Consider the following 19,834-nt stretch of genomic DNA (forward strand, 5'->3'; position numbering starts at 1 on the left):
CCCCTCCCAGCCTCCCCCTTCGCAGGGGGAGGAGTAAAAACCAAAGCCCAATTCGGCCCGCCCGGAGTAAAGAAAACCGTTATACCCGCTCCGGCATAAACTCCATCGGGATGATCGCCCCGCGATGCTGAATCACGGTGCTCGCTGTCTCATGCCCGCGCACTGCCGCTTCCACCGCGCTTCCGCCGGTGAGCCTTACTGCTAAATACCCGGCGCTGAAGGAATCCCCTGCGGCGGTTGTATCGATCACTTTCTCTTTCGGCAATTTCACCGCAGGCACATCGTGCTGCTCGCCTTCGGCGCTGGACACGATGCAGCTGTCGGCTCCGCGTTTCACTACCACTTCGCTGACGCCCAGCGCGTGGGTGCGTGCGATCACTTCCTCATACGGCTTCTGACCCCACAACATGTCTTCATCGTCGAGCGTCAGGAAAGCGATATCTGTGCAGGAAAGCATTGCATTATACGCGGCCTGCGTCTGTTCTTTGCTGGCCCACAGGCGCGGACGATAGTTGTTGTCGAAAATGACTTTGCCACCGCGTGAACGGCAGGCTTTCAGCAGGGTCATCAGACGGTTACGGCTTTCATCGTTAAGGATCGCCAGACTGATGCCGCTCAGGTACAGGTAATCGAATTCTGCCAGCTTCTGACAAATCTCTTCGGATTGCGGGCTGTCGAGCCAGTAGCGCGCGGCGGCATCATTGCGCCAGTAATAGAACGTGCGCTCGCCGGTGTCGTCGGTTTCAATCACATACAAGCCAGGCAGTTTGTTTTCCAGACGCTGAGTCAGATCTGTGTTCACGCCTTCCTGCTGCCACGCCTGCAACATCTCACTGCTGAAACTGTCGGTGCCGAGCGCGGTCACGTAATGCACGTTCAGCGCATCAGGGGAAACCTGACGGGAAATATAAACAGACGTATTCAGCGTGTCGCCACCAAAACCGCGGTGGAGGGCATCGCCTTTCTGAGATAATTCGATCATGCATTCGCCGATTACGGCAATGTTTTTGCGGGTCATTGTACCTGGCCTATGTCTGAAGCATTAAAACGAAAGGAAAGAAAAGATCGTCATTATTGCGCTCTAGTCTCTTCATAAGAATGCGGTCAGTCAAATAAATTAAAACGAGGTTTTATTTTTTTCTGCAAGAGGTAAAAAAACGCAGGAAAATCTGAGAAAAAGTGGAAGCAGCGGCACTTCCACCTGCGGGCGTTACTGACTTTCCTTGCGCAATTCAGTCACCGGACGGCCACCCAGACCCCAGTTATCTGTGTCGACCTCATCAATAATGACGAAAGTGCTGGCCGGGTTTTTACCCAGCGTATCCACCAGCAACTGCGTCACACCGGCAATCAGGGCTTTCTTCTGTTCTGCCGTCGCGCCCTCACGGGTGATTTTGATATTGACGTAAGGCATTGCTCTCTCCTGATTGTGAATAAGACGTTAGTGAAATGTTTCATCCATCCCAATGTAGAGCCTGCTGAAAGGAACTTCCAGCCCGGTTTTCGGGTTTTTTATGCGCAAATCATGCAGAGAAATGCGGAGTGATTAAAGTTTCCCCGCGCTACGCCGATAGATAACTCTACTAATGAAAGCCAGGAAACCGGGCTACTTTGCCGCCATGAAACGACGTGCTTCGCTGAAGTCCGGTCTGTTCACATGGACGCCATTGTTGTCACGCAACACATGTTGCCGCATGTCCCCTGATGATCTGAATCTTATTCATGACGGCAGAAAAATATGATAACTAAGATGATGTTAGGGCTGATTACGCCTTCTTTTACCGCGATTGAACGCGTAAAAGCACAGTCTTACTGGCGTCAGTGTCAGAGAGTGTACCGTTTTCAGCCTATTTATCGCACGACAGGAAAGCTGTTGGGGATTGAATTACTGACCGGGGTTTTCCACCCGGCGGATCCGCACAAATTCATTTCACCTGAAGAATATTTTGTTGCGATAGCCGTGGGCAAGCGCCTGCAAATCGTGCAGGAGCAACTCGACCTGTTACAGCGCTGGCAAAGTTTGTTCATCGACCATGAATTACTGGCTTCTATCAACGTCGATGGTCAGGTGCTGGAAATGCTGCAATCTGACATCGCGCTGCGCGCGCAAATCAGCGCGATGCCTTACGTACGTTTTGAACTGGTCGAAAGCGCTGAACATGCCCTGAGTATTCCGTTGTCGCAAATCGAGCAATCTGACCGTTTATGGCTCGACGATTTTGGTCAGGGGATCGCAAACTTTTCTTCTTTCACCACCTGGCATTACGAATACATCAAAATCGCCCGCGATTTGTTTATTCTTTTGGGACAGAGCGAAGAAGGCTCGCGCCTGTTTTATACGCTGGTGACGCTGATGAACCGCTACAGCAAAGGCGTGATCATTGAAGGGGTCGAAACAGCCTCGGAATGGGCGATGGTGTGTAATTCGGATGCGCTCGCCGCTCAGGGCTATTATCTGGCGCGTCCTGCGACGTTCGACAATCTTGATAACCTGCCAATACATTTCAAAGGATAATGGATCACACCTTACCCGCTGAGGCGAAGTCTCAAATTGCCCGGTGCGTAGAGGTGGTGTGATTCATTGTTATTCTGTTGATTTAAATGCTTTTACATTCACATCTCCTGCCTCGTTTTTCTTCTTTTTCACACGCCGGTTCCGGCAAATTGCGACAAATTCAACTATGGTTAAACACTGGGATTCGTTAACTGTCTGAAAGGAACAGCTTTATGACGCGCACAGGTAAAGTGATCTCCTGGGTTGTGGGCATCATTGTGATTCTGTTGATCGCTGTCGTGATTTTCATCGCGACCTTCGACTGGAACCGCCTCAAACCTACCATTAATCAAAAGGTCAGCGCTGAACTGAACCGTACTTTTGCCATTCGCGGCAATTTAGGGGTGGACTGGTCGCGGCAGAAAGATGAGGCGGGCTGGCGTGCTTGGGTGCCTTGGCCGCACATTCATGCCGAAGATATCGTGCTCGGTAACCCTTCTGATGTGCAAACTGGTGAAAAAGACGCGCAGATGGTGAAACTCGCCCGCGTGGACGCCAGTATTGCGCCACTCGCGCTGCTGCATAAAGAAGTCCTTATTCCGCGTATCTGGCTGAAACAGCCGGATGCGTCACTGGTACGCCTCGATAATGGCAAAAATAACTGGACGTTTAATCTTGCCAACAGCGACACCAAAGACCCGGCGCAGCCGCCTTCCGCCTGGTCATTTACCCTCAATGACATCGTGTTTGACCGCGGACAAATCGATTATAAAGACGCGAAAATGAAAGCCGATTTCCGCGCCATTATTGATCCGCTGGGCAAACCGCTGCCGTTTACCGAAGTGGTCGGCGATAAAAAAGATGCGTCGAAATCTAAAACTCCGCCGTACGTTTTCGGCTGGAAAGTTGACGGTAAATACAACGGCGAATCGCTCTCTGGTAGCGGTAAAATCGGCGGCATGCTGGCGCTGAAAGACCCCGATGCGCTTTTCCCGTTACAGGCCGATGTACGTTCAGGCAACACGCGGGTAGCGGTGGCCGGAACCTTGCAGGATGCGATGAACCTCGGTGGCCTGGATTTACGCCTGAAATTCTCCGGCCAGACGCTGTCTGATTTGTACGGTCTGACCGGCGTGTTGTTGCCGCAAACGCCACCTTATTCCACTGACGGGCATTTATCGGCGACGTTGCATGGCAAAAATGGCGCGATTTACCGTTATCAGAACTTTAATGGTGAAATTGGCGACAGCGACATTCACGGTTCCCTGACCTATCAGGCCAGCAAACCACGGCCAAAACTGACCGGCGATGTGGTGTCTAAACAACTGCGCTTTGCCGATCTGGCGCCGCTGATTGGTGCGGATTCCAACAAAGATAAAGCCAAACGTGGGGAAACCACCCGCCAGCCTGCCGATAAAGTGCTGCCGGTGGAGAAATTTGATACCAAGAGCTGGCGCGTCATGGATGCCGATGTGAAGTTCAGCGCCAAACGCATCGAGCACGGCAAATCTCTGCCGCTGAGTGATTTGAGCACGCATCTGAAACTGACGGACGGTGAAATCCTGCTGGATCCGCTGCGCTTCGGCGTCGCGGGCGGGAACCTGAATTCCACTATCCGGCTTGAAGGGGACAAATCGCCAATGCAGGCGCGTGCAGATATTCATGCCCGTAAGCTGAAACTGAAACAGCTGCTGCCAAGCGTGCAGTCGATGGAGCGCAGCCTGGGTGACCTGAACGGTGATGCCACGCTGACCGGTACCGGCAATTCGGTCGCGGCGCTTCTGGGCACCAGCAACGGCGACATGAAAATCCTCATCAACGACGGCGTGATCAGCCGGGGTCTGATGGAACTGGCTGGGCTGAATGTCGGTAACTACGTGGTCAGCAAACTGTTTGGCGATGACGAAGTGGCCATCAACTGTGCGGCCGCCAACGTCAACGTGAAGAACGGGCTGGTAACGCCACGGCTGTTTGTATTTGATACCGAGAACGCGGTCATCAACATCACCGGTAACACCAATATGGCGACCGAGCGTCTGGACTTGTCGATCAACCCGGAAAGTAAGGGCGTGCGTATCCTGACCTTACGTTCACCGTTGTATGTTCGCGGTACCTACAAAAATCCGGATGCCGGCGTGAAACCGGGTCCGCTGATTGCCCGTGGTGCCGCCGCCGTCGCGCTCGGTGCAGTGGTGGCTCCCGCCGCGGCATTACTCGCCCTGATTTCTCCAAGCGATAATGAAGAAAATCAGTGCGGCCCGATATTGCAGCAGATGAAAGAGAAGTAATCGTTTTCAAGTTGCCATATTGGCAACCTGGCGGCGGAGTGTTACGCTGTTGCCAGGTTGTCAACTTATGGAAGAATAATGCATCTGATTACAATGCGTGCCTTAGCCGAAGCGGCTGTGCGATTTCCGCAATATAAAACGGAATTGCTCAGTCTCGGAAAGGTGATTGAGAAAGGGAATTTCCCCACACCGGCAGCGCTGAGAAAGGTCTACCCTTCGCTGGATAATTTTAAATATCTTGATAAACATTATGTTATCAACCTCGCAAGAAACGAGGTCAGGGTGATTGCGCTGATCTTCTTTGAAAGCCAAAAGTTTTATGTCAAAGGGATTTATACCCACGCCGAATACGATCGGTTTACCGATCAGCACCGGGGGAAAAAGAAATGATTAAGGACGCCATTAAAGCGACTGAGGCGTTGGTCAGCGCCGTACCTTTGCTGGGAGAAAATCCCAACGAGCAGGACTATCAGGAAGCGCTGGAACTGGTTGAGTACTTACTGATGAATAACCCGACCAGTCCTTTACTGGATATTGTCAGCAACAGAATTACCGCCTACGAAAACACGCTGCCAGAAATCATTAATTTTCGGGCAGACATGGACGCATTACCGGACGGCATCGCCGTTCTCATGACCTTGATGGATCAATATGGTTTGAAGCAAAGTGATTTAGCTGACGAAATCGGCAGTAAATCTCTGGTTTCCCGCATTCTGCGCGGGGAACGCAAGCTGACCGTTGAGCACATCGGAAAGCTTGCCGACCGCTTCGGGATTTCTCCCGCATTGTTTATCTAATTCGCTGAATCTGCATCACTGAGGCACCGGATCCAGTACCGCACATTTGTGGTCCTGGATCTCCTCGGTCGAGGCGTTGTTGAGTTTCAGTAAGTCACGCTCGCTGGCGAGCAGCAGGAAATCGCCGCCCGGCAGGCTGACCATTGCCATGCCGAAATGCCCCATCTTTTTATCCGCTTCCGGCACGCCTTCGGCCAGAAGCCGGAAAGCGCCTTTTTCATTCAGTTCAGCCTGTGTCACTTTGCGCGCCAGATAGGTATGTCCGAGCAGCTTATCCGGCAGCTCTTGCCAGTTATATCCCATCTGCGCGCCATCTTTGCTCAGCGTGGTTTTCACCTGCGGCAGAAGGCAGGAAATGTGGATATGCAGCTGATTCTGCGATCGGCCATACTGCGAGTTAATCGCCAGCGAGACATTGCTGTCATCGATCGGTTTACCGTATTTATCCGCCATAAAATGCCGCGCATTCCATGCCTGACTGAAAAAGTTCGGCGTTGCTGGTTCAAGTAAAGCCGGGCTTTCCATACCGGTGATCCGCGCGGTGGGCATCAGCAGATATTGCAGCGGGCCGTTCAGATCTTTCAGCACCACAAAACCTTGTGGTTCATCGACCTGTGCGCAGGGCTCAGGTTTGCCTGTACTTTGCTGATTCGGCACGCATTTCTTACTGATGATGTTCCACAGGGCGTTGGGATTGGAGGTATGAGGCCAGAAATACCAGAAGGCCGCAGCAATAACGATAAGCAAGATCAGAACAGGCAGGATAAAACGTCGTAAGCGCATAAGGAACCTTCGCTGAAGGCACCGTGCCGGGCGCATACCGGGCACGGTGTCGGGTCAGTTACAGTGACTGATGGGCGGTTTCTTTGGACAACAGCAGCGCGATCAGTGTCAGCGTTGCCATCGAGGCCAGATACACGCCCACGTAGAACAACCCGTAATGAGTTGCCAGCCAGGTGGCGATATACGGCGCGACGGACGCACCCAGTATCGAAGACACATTATAGGAGAAGGATGCGCCGGTATAACGAACTTCTGTCGGGAAAAGTTCCGGCAGCAGTGCGCCCATCGGACCGAAGGTCAGTCCCATCACCATAAATCCGCACAGCAGGAATACCATCACCAGCGCCTGTGAACCGGCACCCAGAATGGTCGGGAAGCACAGGGCGAAGACGATCATCAGCAGCGTAATGCAAATCATGGTTTTGCGACGGCCAAACTTATCCGCCAGCTGACCGGCAACCGGCACCATCACGCCGAAGCCGATCACGCCAATCATTAGCATCAGCAGAAATTCATTGCGCGGAATGCCCAGTCCGACCGGCTTTGCCGCCGTGCCGTAACCCAGTGAATACACGGTCATGATGTAGAACAGCGTGTAAGTCGCGACCATGATGAACGTGCCGAGCAGCGTCGCTTTTTTGTATTTGGTGAACAGCGTACCGATGGGCACTTTCACCTGTTTACCGGCTTTGGCGATTTTGGCGAACACCGGCGTTTCGTGCAGGGAAACACGCACATACAGGCCGACAATCACCAGCACCGCAGACAGCAGGAACGGCACACGCCAGCCCCAGGAAATGAACTGTTCATCGGTCAGCAGCCACGACAGCAGCAGGAACATGCCGTTGGCAAAGAAGAAGCCGATCGGTGCGCCGAGCTGCGGGAAAGAACCGTAGAGGGCACGTTTCTTCGCCGGCGCATTCTCGGTGGCCAGCAGCGCCGCGCCGCCCCATTCACCGCCCAGTCCCAGACCCTGACCAAAGCGCGCCAGCGCCAGCAGTAATGGTGCGAAGACGCCAATCGTCGCGTAAGTCGGCAGCAGGCCGATCACCACGGTGGACACGCCCATGGTCAGCAAAGATGCCACAAGTGTGACTTTACGCCCGACGCGGTCGCCGAAGTGACCGAACAGTGCCGAGCCAATCGGACGTGCAATAAAGGCGATGGCGAAGGTGGCGAGCGACTGAAGTGTGGCCGCTGTCGGATCACCCTGCGGGAAGAAAATGTGCGGGAATACAATTACCGCGGCAGTGGCGTAGATATAAAAGTCGAAGAATTCAATGGCCGTACCGATTAGCGATGCCACGATAACTTTGCCGCGGGAGTTCTGACTCACCAGGTTGGCGTCAGCTTCTAATTCTGGAGTGATAGTGGCTTGCATAAGTGTTTCTTATTTGTAATGAGTGGGAGGGATCTAATGTAAATAAATGTATATCGAAAAGGCATCTTATGCAGAGCAGGGCGGTATTTCAACGCAGCGGAGGCGTTGAAAAAAGGCGTTTAAAGCCGGATCGGGGGAATGTTTTATCAGGCCGAGATTTCACCAATCATAAGTTTGGCGAATGGTTAAAAGGCAGAGTAACTGACTGCAAAACCGCGAAATAAAAGTACGGCTCTCAGTCAGTTATTCTGGTTTTCAGCGCAGTGTAATGCCTGATTTGGCATTATTCACTGCTTTTTAATCTCATTATCAGAATTAATTGCTGATATATGCATTTCATCTGGCACGATGAGATTGTCCGGCGTGTATTCACTGTCGTTTTCCGTGGCGTTTTTCTCATTTTTGCCTGCATTCTGACGGTGATCCGGCATTTTCGGATCATCTTTGTATTTTGCAGTCGCTATCCACGCCGCCACAAATAACGTCAGACGGGCGAAGAAATAGAAGAAAGCCATCAGCCCGATCACCGAACCGAACGCCGCGCCAGAAGGCGACGTCGCCAGTTTCGGCAGCGTCATGGTCATCACGAATTTGATCACCTCAAAGCCCACCGCAGCCAGCAACGTCCCGCGCAGCAGCGCTTTTTTACGTGGCTTGTGGCGCGGCAGCATCCAGAAAATCCACAGGAACAGCAAATAGTTGGCGGCAATAGAAATCACCAGCGTGATGCTGGTCATCACCGGACGCAGCCAGTCAATGCCGCCAAGACCCAGCGCATCGACAATGGTTTTTTGCGCGGCACCGGCAATCGACGTCAGTGACAGCGTGATAATCAGCGCCAGCACCAGCCCGGTCAGTGAAATGAAGTCGCGGATGTAGCGGCGGTAAATTTTCTCCTGATCCTGCGGATTACGTTCCCAGACATCGCGCGATTGTGCGCGGATCGCCTCGCGCAAATTCCCCATCCAGCTGATACCGGAATAGAGCGCAATCAGCAAACCGGATAACCCCACGGCGGTACGCTGCTGGATGGCGGTATTCACCGTACTTTTCAGCGTGTTCGCCAGATTCGGGTCGCTGATGCTGTTGACGATTTTATTGATCAGCTCCGCCAGCAAATCGGGATTTGAGGCCAGCACAAAACCGACGGCGGCGAAGGACACCATCAGGATTGGGATCAGCGACAGAAACGAAAAATAGGTGATGGCCGCGCCAAACTGGCTGCCAAGACGGTCATTAAAGCGCTCGGTAGCGCGCAGCAGGTGGGCGACCCAGCCCCATGACTGAACGTGTTCCACCAGTCGTGAAAATCTGCCGATGTTTTTATCCACCGTAGAATTACCGGTTTTGATATTAATCAGCGGCTCGGGTTTTTCCTGGGTATCAGGTTCTTGTTTAGAAATGATGGGCATTGATCCATGTTGTCCTTAAAAGTGCATCCGGTTTTAAGTATAGACGCCTGAGCCGCCGGGACTAAGTCGCGGCGGTTTAAGCGCTCAGGCAATGAACGTTTGAGTAATGTCGGTCAGCCAGTCCATAAACACTTTCACGCGGCGGGAAAGGTTCAGGCGGTGCGGATAAACCAGCGTCACCGGCATTGGCGGGGCACGGAACTGCGGCAAAATACTCACCAGCTGACCGCTTGCCAGCGCGTCACGCACGCCGAGCAACGGCGCCTGAATAATGCCTAATCCGGCCAGACAGGCAGAGACGTAAGTTTCAGTGCTGTTGACCGTCACTGCGCCGCCGCTTTTAACGGTTTTCACCTGCTTACCGTCGAGATATTCAAAGGCGGACGTATGGCTGCCGAGAATTTGTTCGTAATGGACCATCGCGTGCTGCGCCAGCTGGTCTGGGTGATCAGGCGTGCCATAACGACGCAGATAACCGGGGCTGGCGCAGTTCACCACGCTGAGCTGCCCGAGCGGGCGGGCAATCAGGCCGGAATCTTTCAGCGTGCCGGTGCGGATCACGCAATCGAACCCTTCGCGCACCACATCCACACGATGATCGGTACAGCTCAGCTCAATTTCCAGCGCAGGATAACGGTTGAGGAATTCGGCCAGGCGCGGCAGCACCAGACTGGTCGCCATGCCGGTGGTCATATCAACCCGTAACCGCCCGCTGACGCTGGCCGGATTCGACTGAAACATCGACTCAAGCTCCTCCATGTTGGCCAGCAGCTCTTTGCAGCGCTGATAAAACACCTGCCCGTCCTGCGTCAGCTGCACGCGGCGCGTGGAACGGTGCAGCAGGCGTGCCGACATGCGCGTCTCCAGCTGCTGGACGAGGCGCGAGACACTGCCTTTCGGCAAACCGAGACTTTCTGCTGCACGGGTAAAATTACTCAGCTCCGCCACGCGAACGAAGACCTGCATTGATTGAATTTTATCCACATTTTGCCCGATTGTTGTTGGTATTGAGACAGTGAAACTCATTATGAACCATTTATCGCACTCAGGTAATCCAATAGGCTATGTTTCAACCGATGTATCAGTGACAAAAATCCAAAGAGGCCCAAAATGAACCGTAAAATCGCTATTGTGACCGGCGGAAGCCGTGGATTAGGCAAGAATGCCATTGAAAAGCTGGCAAAAAACAACGTTGATATCATTCTGACTTACCACCGCCAGGCGGATGCGGCGCAGGCGGTGGTGCAATCAGTTGAAGCACAGGGCGGAAAAGCGGTGGCGCTACAGCTGAATACCGGCGCGTCCGGCAGCTTTGACGCTTTTGTGGCGCAGGTAAAAACTCAGCTGCAACAGGTCTGGCAGCGCGACACTTTTGATTTTCTGGTGAACAATGCCGGTGTGGGTTTGCATGAGTCTTTTGCGGATACCACTGAAGAACAGTTTGACCTGATGATGAACGTCCACCTGAAAGGGCCATTTTTCCTGACGCAGAAACTGCTGCCGCTGATGGCAGACGGTGGACGCATTCTGAATGTTTCCAGCGGACTGGCGCGTTTCGCACTGCCGGGCTCTTCGGCTTACGCGATCATGAAAGGTGCAATTGAAGTGCTGACCCGCTATCAGGCCAAAGAACTGGGCGCCCGTGGCATTACCGCGAACGTGCTGGCACCTGGCGCGATCGAAACGGATTTCAGCGGCGGTATGGTGCGCGATAATCCGGAAGTGAACAAAATTGTCTCAGCCAATACCGCACTGGGACGCGCCGGTTTGCCGGATGATATTGGCGGGATGGTGGCGATGATGCTGAGCGATGAAGCTGGCTGGATGACCGCCCAGCGCGTCGAGGCTTCAGGCGGTATGTTTATCTAAACCTTAATCGTGCTGGAAACGCTTTGCTTTCATATGTTGCTGTTTTTCGAGTTCGAAAATTGCCCGTTGCAGGTCGCGTTCCTGCGCGGGCGATAAATTCGGAAACTTAAAACTCAGCCGCTGTTTGCTGACAGTTTCACCTTTATTACTCACCGATTTACGCGCCATCGCGCCGATGTACTGCAAATCCACTTTGAATTTCCCAAGCTCGGCCAGTTCGATCAGGGAATCTTTCAGCACTGCGCCTGAACTGATTTCCGGCGGCGTCATGCCGTCAATCTCCAGCCCCAGCCCGCCAAGAGAAATATCCCTCACGCGATAGGCAAAGTCTGTCGTGTCCGGCAGTTTTCCGCTGCAACGGTAATCCGGCAGCCACGGCACATTCACACGGAAATACTCACGACGCTGAATGGAATACAACACGGGCGGGATATCACAGGTGAAAGTGGGTAAACCTTCGTATGCCACCTGACGAACTTTACTGCATGAAAATTCGACCTTTGCGCCTGCCGGTTCTGCCACAAAATTCAGCGTATCGGCGTCCATTGCCAGACCATTTTCATAATCTGAGCTGCCGAGATCGAATAAAAACTGGTGGTGGTCAGCGTCGACGTCCAGAATTTTGCTGATAAATTGCCCGCGGGAATGGCTGACCATAACCAGCGTCTGGTTCTTCTTTAAGTCACGCAAAACGGACAAGATTGCCAGCGTGTTCCGCTTCGCAAACGACTCTTTAGATACTTCGCTCACCTGCCGCACCTCATAAGAAATAAATGCAAAATTATGGCGCAGCCGTTGACGTGTAAGGCGCCCAATACGGATTATCGGCCACTCAGAACAAAACTTTATCGCGTAATAACGTGGTTTTTGACCGGTCCAAAGGGAAATTGTGCGCCGAAGGGCGCTGTTTGCGCGTCCCTGATTTATATATAGGCTATCTTTCACACCATTGAAGGTCTATTTCCCCTCTGTCTCAGATTTTTATTATCAGATTCGTTCTTTGCCACCGGACGACCAGCATGTAATTTCACTGCGAAACTAACTTATGTAATTATTTAAAGTATTAAACTATTTTTAATGCACGTAACGACAATGTTAAATTGTTTACGAAATCTCGATAATATGAGTATTCGGTAACATTTGTGTGGTTGATTTGTCGTTCTTCGCCGCGGTTTTCGTTACTCCCCATTATTGTCCTTTCATACTCTGTGGAAATAATCGCTTATTTCCCACCGCACCGGGTTGTTGATTTCGTTTATCCAGGGGAAATCTGGATAGCTTTCACCTGCAAAACTAAAACTAAACATTCAGAGAAACAGACGTCATGAGAAAGATACTCGCCATGATCCTCTGCCTTAACGTGGTTGCTTTCAGCCAGTCAGCGTTGGCAGAAGATGAAAAACCCGTTGATGTGTTACTGATCGGCGGCGGCATTATGAGCGCGACGCTGGGGACATACCTTCAGGAATTAGAACCAGACTGGTCAATCGACATGGTTGAGCGTCTCGACGGCGTGGCGCTGGAAAGCTCCAACGGCTGGAACAACGCCGGTACCGGCCACTCTGCGCTGGCGGAAATGAACTACACGCCGGAAAAAGCCGACGGCAGTATCGATATCTCCAAAGCGGTCGAAATCAACGAATCCTTCCAGATTTCCCGTCAGTTCTGGACCTATCAGGTTGAGAACGGCGTACTGCACAATCCGCGTTCCTTCATCAACAGCACGCCGCACATGAGTTTTGTGTGGGGTGACGACAACATCAATTTCCTGCGTAAACGTTTTGCGGCGCTGCAGCAAAGCACGCTGTTCCGCGGCATGGAATATTCAGAAGACCCGGCGCAAATCAAACAGTGGATCCCGCTGGTGATGGAAGGGCGTGACCCGGCGCAGAAAGTGGCCGCGACCCGCATTCCGATCGGTACCGACGTGAACTTCGGTGAAATCACCCGTCAGCTGGTGGCCTCATTGCAGAAGAAACCTAACTTCTCGCTGAACCTCGGTCATGAAGTGCGCGACATCAAACGTAACCCGGATAACACCTGGAACGTGACCGTTGCCGACCTGAAAAACGGCGACAAAGAAAGCGTCATCAAAGCGAAATTCGTGTTTATCGGCGCAGGCGGCGCGTCCCTGACGTTGCTGCAAAAATCCGGCATTCCGGAAGCAGATAACTACGGCGGCTTCCCGGTCGGCGGCGAATTCCTGGTGACCGAGAACCCGGACGTGGTGAAACGCCATCTGGCAAAAGTGTACGGTAAAGCGTCTGTCGGCTCACCGCCGATGTCCGTTCCGCACCTCGACACCCGTATTCTGGATGGCAAACAGGTTCTGCTGTTCGGGCCGTTCGCGACCTTCTCCAGCAAATTCCTGAAAAACGGTTCCCTGTGGGATCTGTTCGGCAGCGTGAATTTCTCCAATATCATGCCGATGACCCACGTGGGTATCGACAACTTCGATCTGGTGAAATATCTGGTCAGCCAGGTGATGTTGTCCGACGACGATCGTTTCGATGCGTTACGTGAATACTTCCCGGATGCGAAGAAAGAAGACTGGCGTCTGTGGGAAGCGGGCCAGCGTGTGCAGATCATCAAAAAAGATGAGAAAGAAGGCGGCGTTCTGCGTCTCGGCACCGAAGTGGTCAGCTCTAAAGATGGCAGCATTACCGCGCTGCTGGGTGCTTCTCCGGGCGCATCCACTGCGGCACCGATCATGCTGCACCTGATGGAAAAAGTGTTTAAAGACAAAGTCGCAACGCCAGAATGGCAGGCCAAACTGAAGGACATCATCCCTTCTTACGGCACCGAACTGAACGGCAACGTGGCCGCGACCGAGAAAGAACTGGGCGACACCAGCCGCGTTCTGATGCTCGACAACCCGCAGCCAAAAGCGGCGGAACCGGCACCGGCAGCGGACAATTCTTCAGCCCCTAAAAAGGGTGAAGAGCAGAAGCAGGTTGCAGACGTCGCGTTGTAATCTGATTCCGTAAAAAGTGATCGTAAAGGCGCGGGCAACTGCGCCTTTTTAACATCTCATTTTCGCCTCAAAACCCGATTTAGCACGAATAGCTCGTTCTTTGACCGCCCCCGGGCCCTCCAAAAACCCTTTGCAGAATCCTTAAAATCCAGCGGTGACGCGGCCTGAAGTGCTGTCCGGTATCCCGTTTGCCTGTTTTTTTGAAACGTTAAATCCTTTTTTAAATTATGTAGTGATAATGTTATATTCGTAGCCAGTATTTTAAAAAATGAAGTTTCAGTAACGATCCCGCGTGTTTTTTTGCTAATTTCTTGTTCGACAGCCATAACAATATTCTTAACCGAATCGCCAAGAACAGAACTGAACATTTAGAGAAACAGACGTCATGAGAAAGATACTTGGTATGCTTCTCAACCGTGACTCACTGGGTGCCAGCGAGCCTGCGGCCGCAGAAGACGAAAAATCCGTTGATGTATTGCTGGTCGGCGGCGGAATTATGAGTGCAACCCTGGGGACCTACCTCCAGGAACTCGAGCCGGACTGGTCAGTCCATATGATTGAACGCATGGACGGCGTGGCGCAGGAAAGCTCCAACGGCTGGAATAACGCCGGTACCGGCCATTCCGCACTGGCAGAAATGAACTATACCCCGCTGATGCCCGACGGTTCTGTCGATATCACCAAAGCGGTGGCGATCAACGAAGCCTTCCAGGTTTCCCGTCAGTTTATGGCGTATCAGGTGCAGAAAGGCGTGCTGAATAACCCGCGCTCTTTCATCAACAGCGTGCCGCACATGAGCTTTGTCTGGGGCGATGAGAATATCGATTTCCTGCGCAAACGTTTTGCTGCGTTGCAGGAAAGCACCCTGTTCCGCGGGATGGAATATTCAGAAGACCCGGAACAAATCAGACAGTGGATCCCGGCAGTCATGGAAGGCCGTGATCCGGCGCAAAAAGTCGCCGCGACCCGCACCACCGCAGGCACCGACGTGAACTTCGGCGAAGTCACCCGCCAGCTGGTCGAAGCATTGCAGAAAAAATCCAATTTCACGCTGGCAAACGGTCAGGAAGTGCGCGATATCCAGCGCAATCCGGATAAAAGCTGGCGCGTGACAATTACCGATCTTAAACACAGCCACAAACACCACGTGGTGAATGCGAAATTCGTGTTCATCGGCGCGGGCGGGGCGTCCCTGACGCTGCTGCAAAAATCCGGTATTCCGGAAGCGCGTGAATACGGCGGTTTCCCGGTCGGTGGTGAATTCCTGGTGACCGAAAATCAGGACGTGGTGAAACGTCATCTGGCGAAAGTTTATGGCAAAGCTGCTGTGGGCGCGCCGCCGATGTCTGTTCCGCATCTCGACACCCGTATTATTGATGGCAAACAGGTTCTGCTGTTCGGGCCGTTCGCCACCTTCTCTAGCAAATTCCTGAAAAACGGTTCCCTGTGGGATTTGTTCGGCAGTGTGAACAGTTCTAACTTGCTGCCGATGACCCGGGTGGGCATGGGCAACTTCGATCTGGTGAAATATCTGGTCGGGCAGGTGATGCTCAGCGATGAAGACCGTCATGCCGCGCTGAAGGAGTTCTTCCCGCAGGCCGAGCAAAAAGACTGGAAACGCTGGGTGGCCGGACAACGCGTGCAGGTCATCAAAAAAGATGGCAAACACGGCGGCGTATTGCGTCTCGGCACCGAAGTGGTCAGCGCGAAGGACGGCAGTATCGCCGCCTTGCTGGGGGCTTCACCGGGTGCATCAACCGCAGCGCCTATCATGATGAAACTGCTGGAAACGGTCTTTAAAGAAAAAGCCGCCAGTGCAGAATGGCAGGCTAAATTCCGGGAAATCATCCCGTCCTATGGCACCAAACTGAATGGCAATATCGAAGCGACCGAGAAAGAGCTGCTGGAAACCAGCCGTATTCTGCAACTGGAAACGCCGTCGATGATCACCACGCCGGTCGCCGACGTGGTTCAGCTGCGACCGCTTGACGTTCAGGCCAAACAAGAGCCAAAACAGCCCGCGGATATTGCTTTGTAATTTCCTGATTTCAGGCACAAAAAAACCGCTTCAGAGAGCGGTTTTTTTGTTGGGTGATTCAGTTAGCGCTGAATCAACCTTTTAATACTAGCGGAAACAAGCAGCCCCAACGCTGAAAAGTTACACGATTAGGGCGAGATAGACAAGTCCTGTGTGAAAAATAACCTTACACCAGGAATGGTCTTGATGCTAATCTTCTGCCGGGACTAATTCACCTGTTTAGCGACGGGTCACCGGGCTCAGGAATTAGCACTTGAGTACCGCGGGAACAAGCAGTCCCAATTCTGCTTGTCCTTCATCAGTCGGTCCCGGTGCTTATTGGTGAAACGCGGTTGTAAAAGGCCGCAACAATGAAAAAGTGTATTTATGCACTGATCGTTGTGCTGGGTTCTTTGATGACGTCGGAAAATGATGGATGGAACGTAAACGTTTCTCATATCAATATTAACGTCAACATAGGGTCTGGTTTGTAGTCATTAAGGAACCGCCCTTTGGGGCGGTTTTCTTAACTCAGTCTTTACGCCCTAATCCCCAGCACACCAGTCCCGCCACCAGCAGCGACGGGATCGTCGCGCCGACGTCAGGCAGCAGATTTGCCATCAGATGATAGACCGCGATACCGATAAACCAGGCCGCGACAGAGCAAATGTTCAGGTCCTTTTGTGTCTGCCGGCGCAGAACAAAATGATGCGTCAGTACCACGCCGAACAGCGGCGCAAATACCGAACCAATCAGCAGCAAGAAGTTTTCGTATTGCGTCAGCGGCACTGACCAGGCAATCAGTGTACACAGCAGGCCGATACCCAGCGTCAGTTTACCGACACTGACCGGCAGAGAAGTGCCCGCCGATACCGCCGCAGAGTGAATATCCGCAAAGGCATTTTCATGTTCATCCACCAGAATCAGCAACAGCGGAATACCCAGCGCAACGCCAGAAAGCGCCAGCAGCAGCGCATTGGCATCGGCCGATGTGCTGACAAACGCCAGCGTATAAGCGACGCCGAGTGACATCATCCACACGCTGCCGAGGAAATATCCGCAGGCGGTGCCCCAGAAATTTTGTCGCGCAGATTTGCCGAAACGGGTGTAATCCGACACCAGCGGCAGCCATGAAAACGCCATCGACACCACGATATCGCAGGCCAGCGCGAACGGCATCGAACCGTCTCCGGCTTTATGCCACAGCGTCGATAAATCCGCGTGCAGGAACAGATAACCGGTCAGCCATGCGCAGCTCGCCAGCAGCAACCAGATACCCCAGCGGCGCAGCACCACGCGGATAAACGCCAGTGGCCCGCTGGCCGCCAGCAAGGTGGCGACGATGCCGAAAATAAACGTCCAGAGGGTCGGATCCGCCCAAAAACTGCCGTCGCCCCAGGCCCGTTTTGCCAGCAGACTGGCGGCATCGCGCATCACCACAATTTCAAACGCGCCCCAGCCGACCAGCTGGATCAGATTGAACAAGACCGGCAACGCCACGCCACGTTTTCCGAGGCTCAGCTTTAGCGACGCCATTGAAGACAAACCGGTTTGCCCGCCGGTCACCCCGACCAGCGCCAGCAGCGCAACCCCGACGGCTGATCCCAGCGCAATCGCCGCCAGAGAACCCGCCAGCCCGAGGCCCGGAGCCAGAATCGCCCCGGCCTGCAACACCATCAGGCCCATACCGAGTGAGAACCACAACGAGAATAAATCAGACCAACCCAGCATCCGTGATTTTTCCGGCACAGACGCCTGCGGGGAGTAAATACTATTATCTTTCATGAGGTTAATTTCGTGGCTAATGCGAATGCCTGTTATAGCATATTGCGATGTGATCCTGATGAAGGGGCGGTTTATTTATGCAGGATCCTTTCACTTCAACTCCTCTCACTTCGAATGGATCACGATCATCCCCAATTTTTCCAGCAAATGGCTTTGCTGCCAGTCGTCGATTTTCACGCCATCGAGATCGACTTTACGGATGTTCAGTTCGCCCAGATCTGAATTCGTCAGGTCGCAATGGGTGATATTGACGTTATTCCAGTCGAACTCGGTGAATTCGCCGCCGGAAAGGTCGGAGCCGCTTAAGTTTGCGCCCTGCACGTTTGCGCCGGTCCAGCGGTTTTCCCATAACTCGCATTTCTCCAGAATGACTTTGCTGAAGTTGGCGTAGCTGAAGTTATTTTTAGTCATGAAGGCGCTGCAAAACCAGGTGCGTGAAGTGATCATGTTCATAAAACTGGCACCGCTGAAATCTGCACCGGTGGCTTTGCATTCACGGATTTCACAGCCCAGCGCCTGAATGTTTTTGAAATCTGCCATCGTCAGGTCACAGCGCTTAAAGCTGGCATCCTGCAATTTTGCATGCTGGAAAGAGCAGCCTTTTTGTTCTTCATCATCGTAAAAAAGACAATCGACAAATGCGGTTTCTGACAGATCGGTGCTGTCGAACCGGCAGCGGTAAAAGCGGCAGTTCTCCAATGTCTCGCCGGTGAATTGCTTCACGCTAAAACGCTGGTCAGTGAATACTTGATTGGTAAACATCCTCAATCCTGTTAATTTTCTATTTCAGTTATAAATAGGTTACCAGAAGAATCAGGACTCGTTAATGATTTTATATTATCCGCAGTTTGCTTTATTTTATAATATTTTCAAGCTGATTAATTATTAAGTAAGTGGCTATGAAGGTATTTTTATTTTAATCTCTTCGTTATTTACTTTTGAGTATGGAGCATTAATATATGCTTGCACCGGATAAAAAAGTTTTCACCAAAAAGACAGCAGGCGAGAAGATCTTACACAATACCCGCAATAGATGGTCTTCACAAACCAGTGAGAGCATGATGCGTAATGGTATTCTGTGGCAGCCCGGCAAGAAAACGATAGATGATTATTCTGTGCATAACTATCACGCATTACGAATAGCACTGGGTAAATTGACGATTCAGGAGCAGAGTTTTTTTAATACCCTGTCTCAGGCACCTTTCTATGCTGTTCACTGTACAGATTCACTTGACGTGGTCAATAAGAACAACGATCTGATTTTATATTCGAGGAAGAAATTAATCAGTAAGGGGATCCGGTTTAATGCAGATAACACGCAGCCTATAGATATTTCGATGTTGGGAAATGACGGTTATGTGTTTTTTTCTTTAGAAGTGGGTTCACCATTACTGAAATCCTCAAGTCGCTTTGGCAGTATATTTTATAAAATAGCCTATTCCCATCCTGTTTTTCGAAATTCATCGCTGGTGCTAACGGATCAGGTCGCATTAGTGATGCCGAGATGTCATATTCCAGAACTGAGCCGGGAGGCTGTTAGTCTATTAGAAAAGAGGGCGTTTAACCGTCTGTCGATAATTTTTAACGGGAAGATGCTCTCCATTTTAGGACTGACGTATTCTATTATTTTAGATTGTCGGAGTTTACCGCCAGCAGATCAGAAAATAATCCTGTCTGCCAGAAATAACGCACAACTGTCTAACGTAGTGAACAGTTTTTTCCGGCCGGAGATCCGTGTACCGAAAATGGTTGGCATAAAATCTGATGAATATGCAATCCATATGGAGCATTACAAGCCACGTATGAGCAGTTCCAGTTCAAGTGATAGTGATGAAGGCGCTTATGGTAGCGATTTCTTCGGCTCAGGTTCAGACAGCTCAGAGGCAGAAGACTGACAGCCTGCGGTGTGAAAAGTAGTCTACCTTGATTAAGAACGAATCGGTTTGTGGGCAAATTTTACCCTGTCAATTTTGCCCAATTCCCTGCCTGTTACTATGCTCAAAGGCTTAAAGGAACTCAGGCAAAGGAAAATCC

At 52.0% G+C, this 19,834-nt stretch carries 17 protein-coding genes; 8 read left to right on the plus strand and 9 right to left on the minus strand.

The genetic code is table 11. The annotated features are described in order from the left end of the window. Positions 1-79 precede the first annotated feature (79 nt). Both UC15_RS08260 and UC15_RS08265 read right to left on the minus strand, forming a co-directional pair. Positions 80-1,018 (minus strand): sugar kinase, encoded by a 939-nt coding sequence (locus UC15_RS08260; RefSeq protein WP_112288012.1) that lies wholly within the window; start codon positions 1,016-1,018, stop codon positions 80-82. Positions 1,019-1,210: 192 nt separating this feature from the next. Next, entirely contained in the window at positions 1,211-1,414 is a 204-nt protein-coding gene (locus UC15_RS08265) for a 2-hydroxymuconate tautomerase family protein (RefSeq protein ID WP_112288013.1), read from the minus strand. A 324-nt stretch (positions 1,415-1,738) separates the two neighbouring features. On the opposite strand from UC15_RS08265, the gene pdeH reads away from it, so the two are divergent. The 4 genes from pdeH (at position 1,739) to UC15_RS08285 (ending at position 5,579) form a co-directional block, all read left to right on the plus strand. Further along, positions 1,739-2,515 (plus strand): cyclic-guanylate-specific phosphodiesterase, encoded by a 777-nt coding sequence (gene pdeH / locus UC15_RS08270; protein ID WP_112288014.1) that lies wholly within the window; start codon positions 1,739-1,741, stop codon positions 2,513-2,515. Between the two features lie 212 nt (positions 2,516-2,727). After that, positions 2,728-4,782: an AsmA family protein gene (locus tag UC15_RS08275; protein ID WP_112288015.1), complete on the plus strand. Its 2,055-nt coding sequence runs from the start codon at positions 2,728-2,730 to the stop codon at positions 4,780-4,782. Between the two features lie 78 nt (positions 4,783-4,860). Further along, positions 4,861-5,172, plus strand: a complete 312-nt coding sequence (locus UC15_RS08280) for a type II toxin-antitoxin system HigB family toxin (RefSeq protein ID WP_112288016.1) — start codon at positions 4,861-4,863, stop codon at positions 5,170-5,172. Further along, positions 5,169-5,579: a type II toxin-antitoxin system HigA family antitoxin gene (locus UC15_RS08285; RefSeq protein ID WP_112288017.1), complete on the plus strand. Its 411-nt coding sequence runs from the start codon at positions 5,169-5,171 to the stop codon at positions 5,577-5,579. The genes UC15_RS08280 and UC15_RS08285 overlap by 4 nt, the downstream gene beginning before the upstream one ends. Before the next feature lie 15 nt (positions 5,580-5,594). Here UC15_RS08285 and UC15_RS08290 read toward each other — a convergent pair whose 3' ends face one another. The 4 genes from UC15_RS08290 to UC15_RS08305 form a co-directional block, all read right to left on the minus strand. Continuing rightward, positions 5,595-6,362 (minus strand): CDP-diacylglycerol diphosphatase, encoded by a 768-nt coding sequence (locus UC15_RS08290; RefSeq protein WP_112288018.1) that lies wholly within the window; start codon positions 6,360-6,362, stop codon positions 5,595-5,597. Positions 6,363-6,420: 58 nt separating this feature from the next. Then, complete coding sequence (locus UC15_RS08295; protein WP_112288019.1) at positions 6,421-7,743, minus strand: MFS transporter; 1,323 nt, start codon at positions 7,741-7,743, stop codon at positions 6,421-6,423. A 287-nt stretch (positions 7,744-8,030) separates the two neighbouring features. After that, on the minus strand, positions 8,031-9,155 hold the full coding sequence (gene yhjD, locus UC15_RS08300; protein WP_112288020.1) for an inner membrane protein YhjD: 1,125 nt from the start codon (positions 9,153-9,155) through the stop codon (positions 8,031-8,033). 84 nt (positions 9,156-9,239) lie between these two features. Then, positions 9,240-10,139, minus strand: a complete 900-nt coding sequence (locus UC15_RS08305) for a LysR family transcriptional regulator (protein WP_181955534.1) — start codon at positions 10,137-10,139, stop codon at positions 9,240-9,242. A gap of 126 nt (positions 10,140-10,265) precedes the next feature. On the opposite strand from UC15_RS08305, the gene UC15_RS08310 reads away from it, so the two are divergent. Beyond that, complete coding sequence (locus tag UC15_RS08310) at positions 10,266-11,024, plus strand: SDR family NAD(P)-dependent oxidoreductase (RefSeq protein ID WP_112288022.1); 759 nt, start codon at positions 10,266-10,268, stop codon at positions 11,022-11,024. A gap of 3 nt (positions 11,025-11,027) precedes the next feature. Here the strand turns inward: UC15_RS08310 and UC15_RS08315 are convergent, their stop codons facing one another. Next, positions 11,028-11,774, minus strand: coding sequence for a flagellar brake protein (locus UC15_RS08315; protein ID WP_112288023.1), 747 nt, complete (start codon positions 11,772-11,774; stop codon positions 11,028-11,030). 574 nt (positions 11,775-12,348) lie between these two features. On the opposite strand from UC15_RS08315, the gene UC15_RS08320 reads away from it, so the two are divergent. Both UC15_RS08320 and mqo read left to right on the plus strand, forming a co-directional pair. After that, positions 12,349-13,998, plus strand: a complete 1,650-nt coding sequence (locus UC15_RS08320) for a malate:quinone oxidoreductase (RefSeq protein WP_112288024.1) — start codon at positions 12,349-12,351, stop codon at positions 13,996-13,998. Between the two features lie 385 nt (positions 13,999-14,383). Continuing rightward, positions 14,384-16,036: a malate dehydrogenase (quinone) gene (mqo, locus tag UC15_RS08330; RefSeq protein WP_112288026.1), complete on the plus strand. Its 1,653-nt coding sequence runs from the start codon at positions 14,384-14,386 to the stop codon at positions 16,034-16,036. 510 nt (positions 16,037-16,546) lie between these two features. On the opposite strand, the gene cytX is transcribed toward mqo, so the two are convergent. Beyond that, a complete protein-coding gene (gene cytX, locus UC15_RS08335; protein WP_112288027.1) occupies positions 16,547-17,800 on the minus strand; it encodes a putative hydroxymethylpyrimidine transporter CytX in 1,254 nt (417 codons plus the stop codon). A gap of 105 nt (positions 17,801-17,905) precedes the next feature. Then, positions 17,906-18,562: a Qnr family pentapeptide repeat protein gene (locus UC15_RS08340; protein WP_112288028.1), complete on the minus strand. Its 657-nt coding sequence runs from the start codon at positions 18,560-18,562 to the stop codon at positions 17,906-17,908. Positions 18,563-18,759: 197 nt separating this feature from the next. On the opposite strand from UC15_RS08340, the gene UC15_RS08345 reads away from it, so the two are divergent. Then, positions 18,760-19,695, plus strand: coding sequence for a hypothetical protein (locus UC15_RS08345; RefSeq protein ID WP_112288029.1), 936 nt, complete (start codon positions 18,760-18,762; stop codon positions 19,693-19,695). Positions 19,696-19,834: the final 139 nt, after the last annotated feature.

Source organism: Rahnella sp. AN3-3W3 (genome assembly GCF_003263545.1).
GTDB classification, from domain to species: Bacteria; Pseudomonadota; Gammaproteobacteria; order Enterobacterales; family Enterobacteriaceae; genus Rahnella; species Rahnella variigena.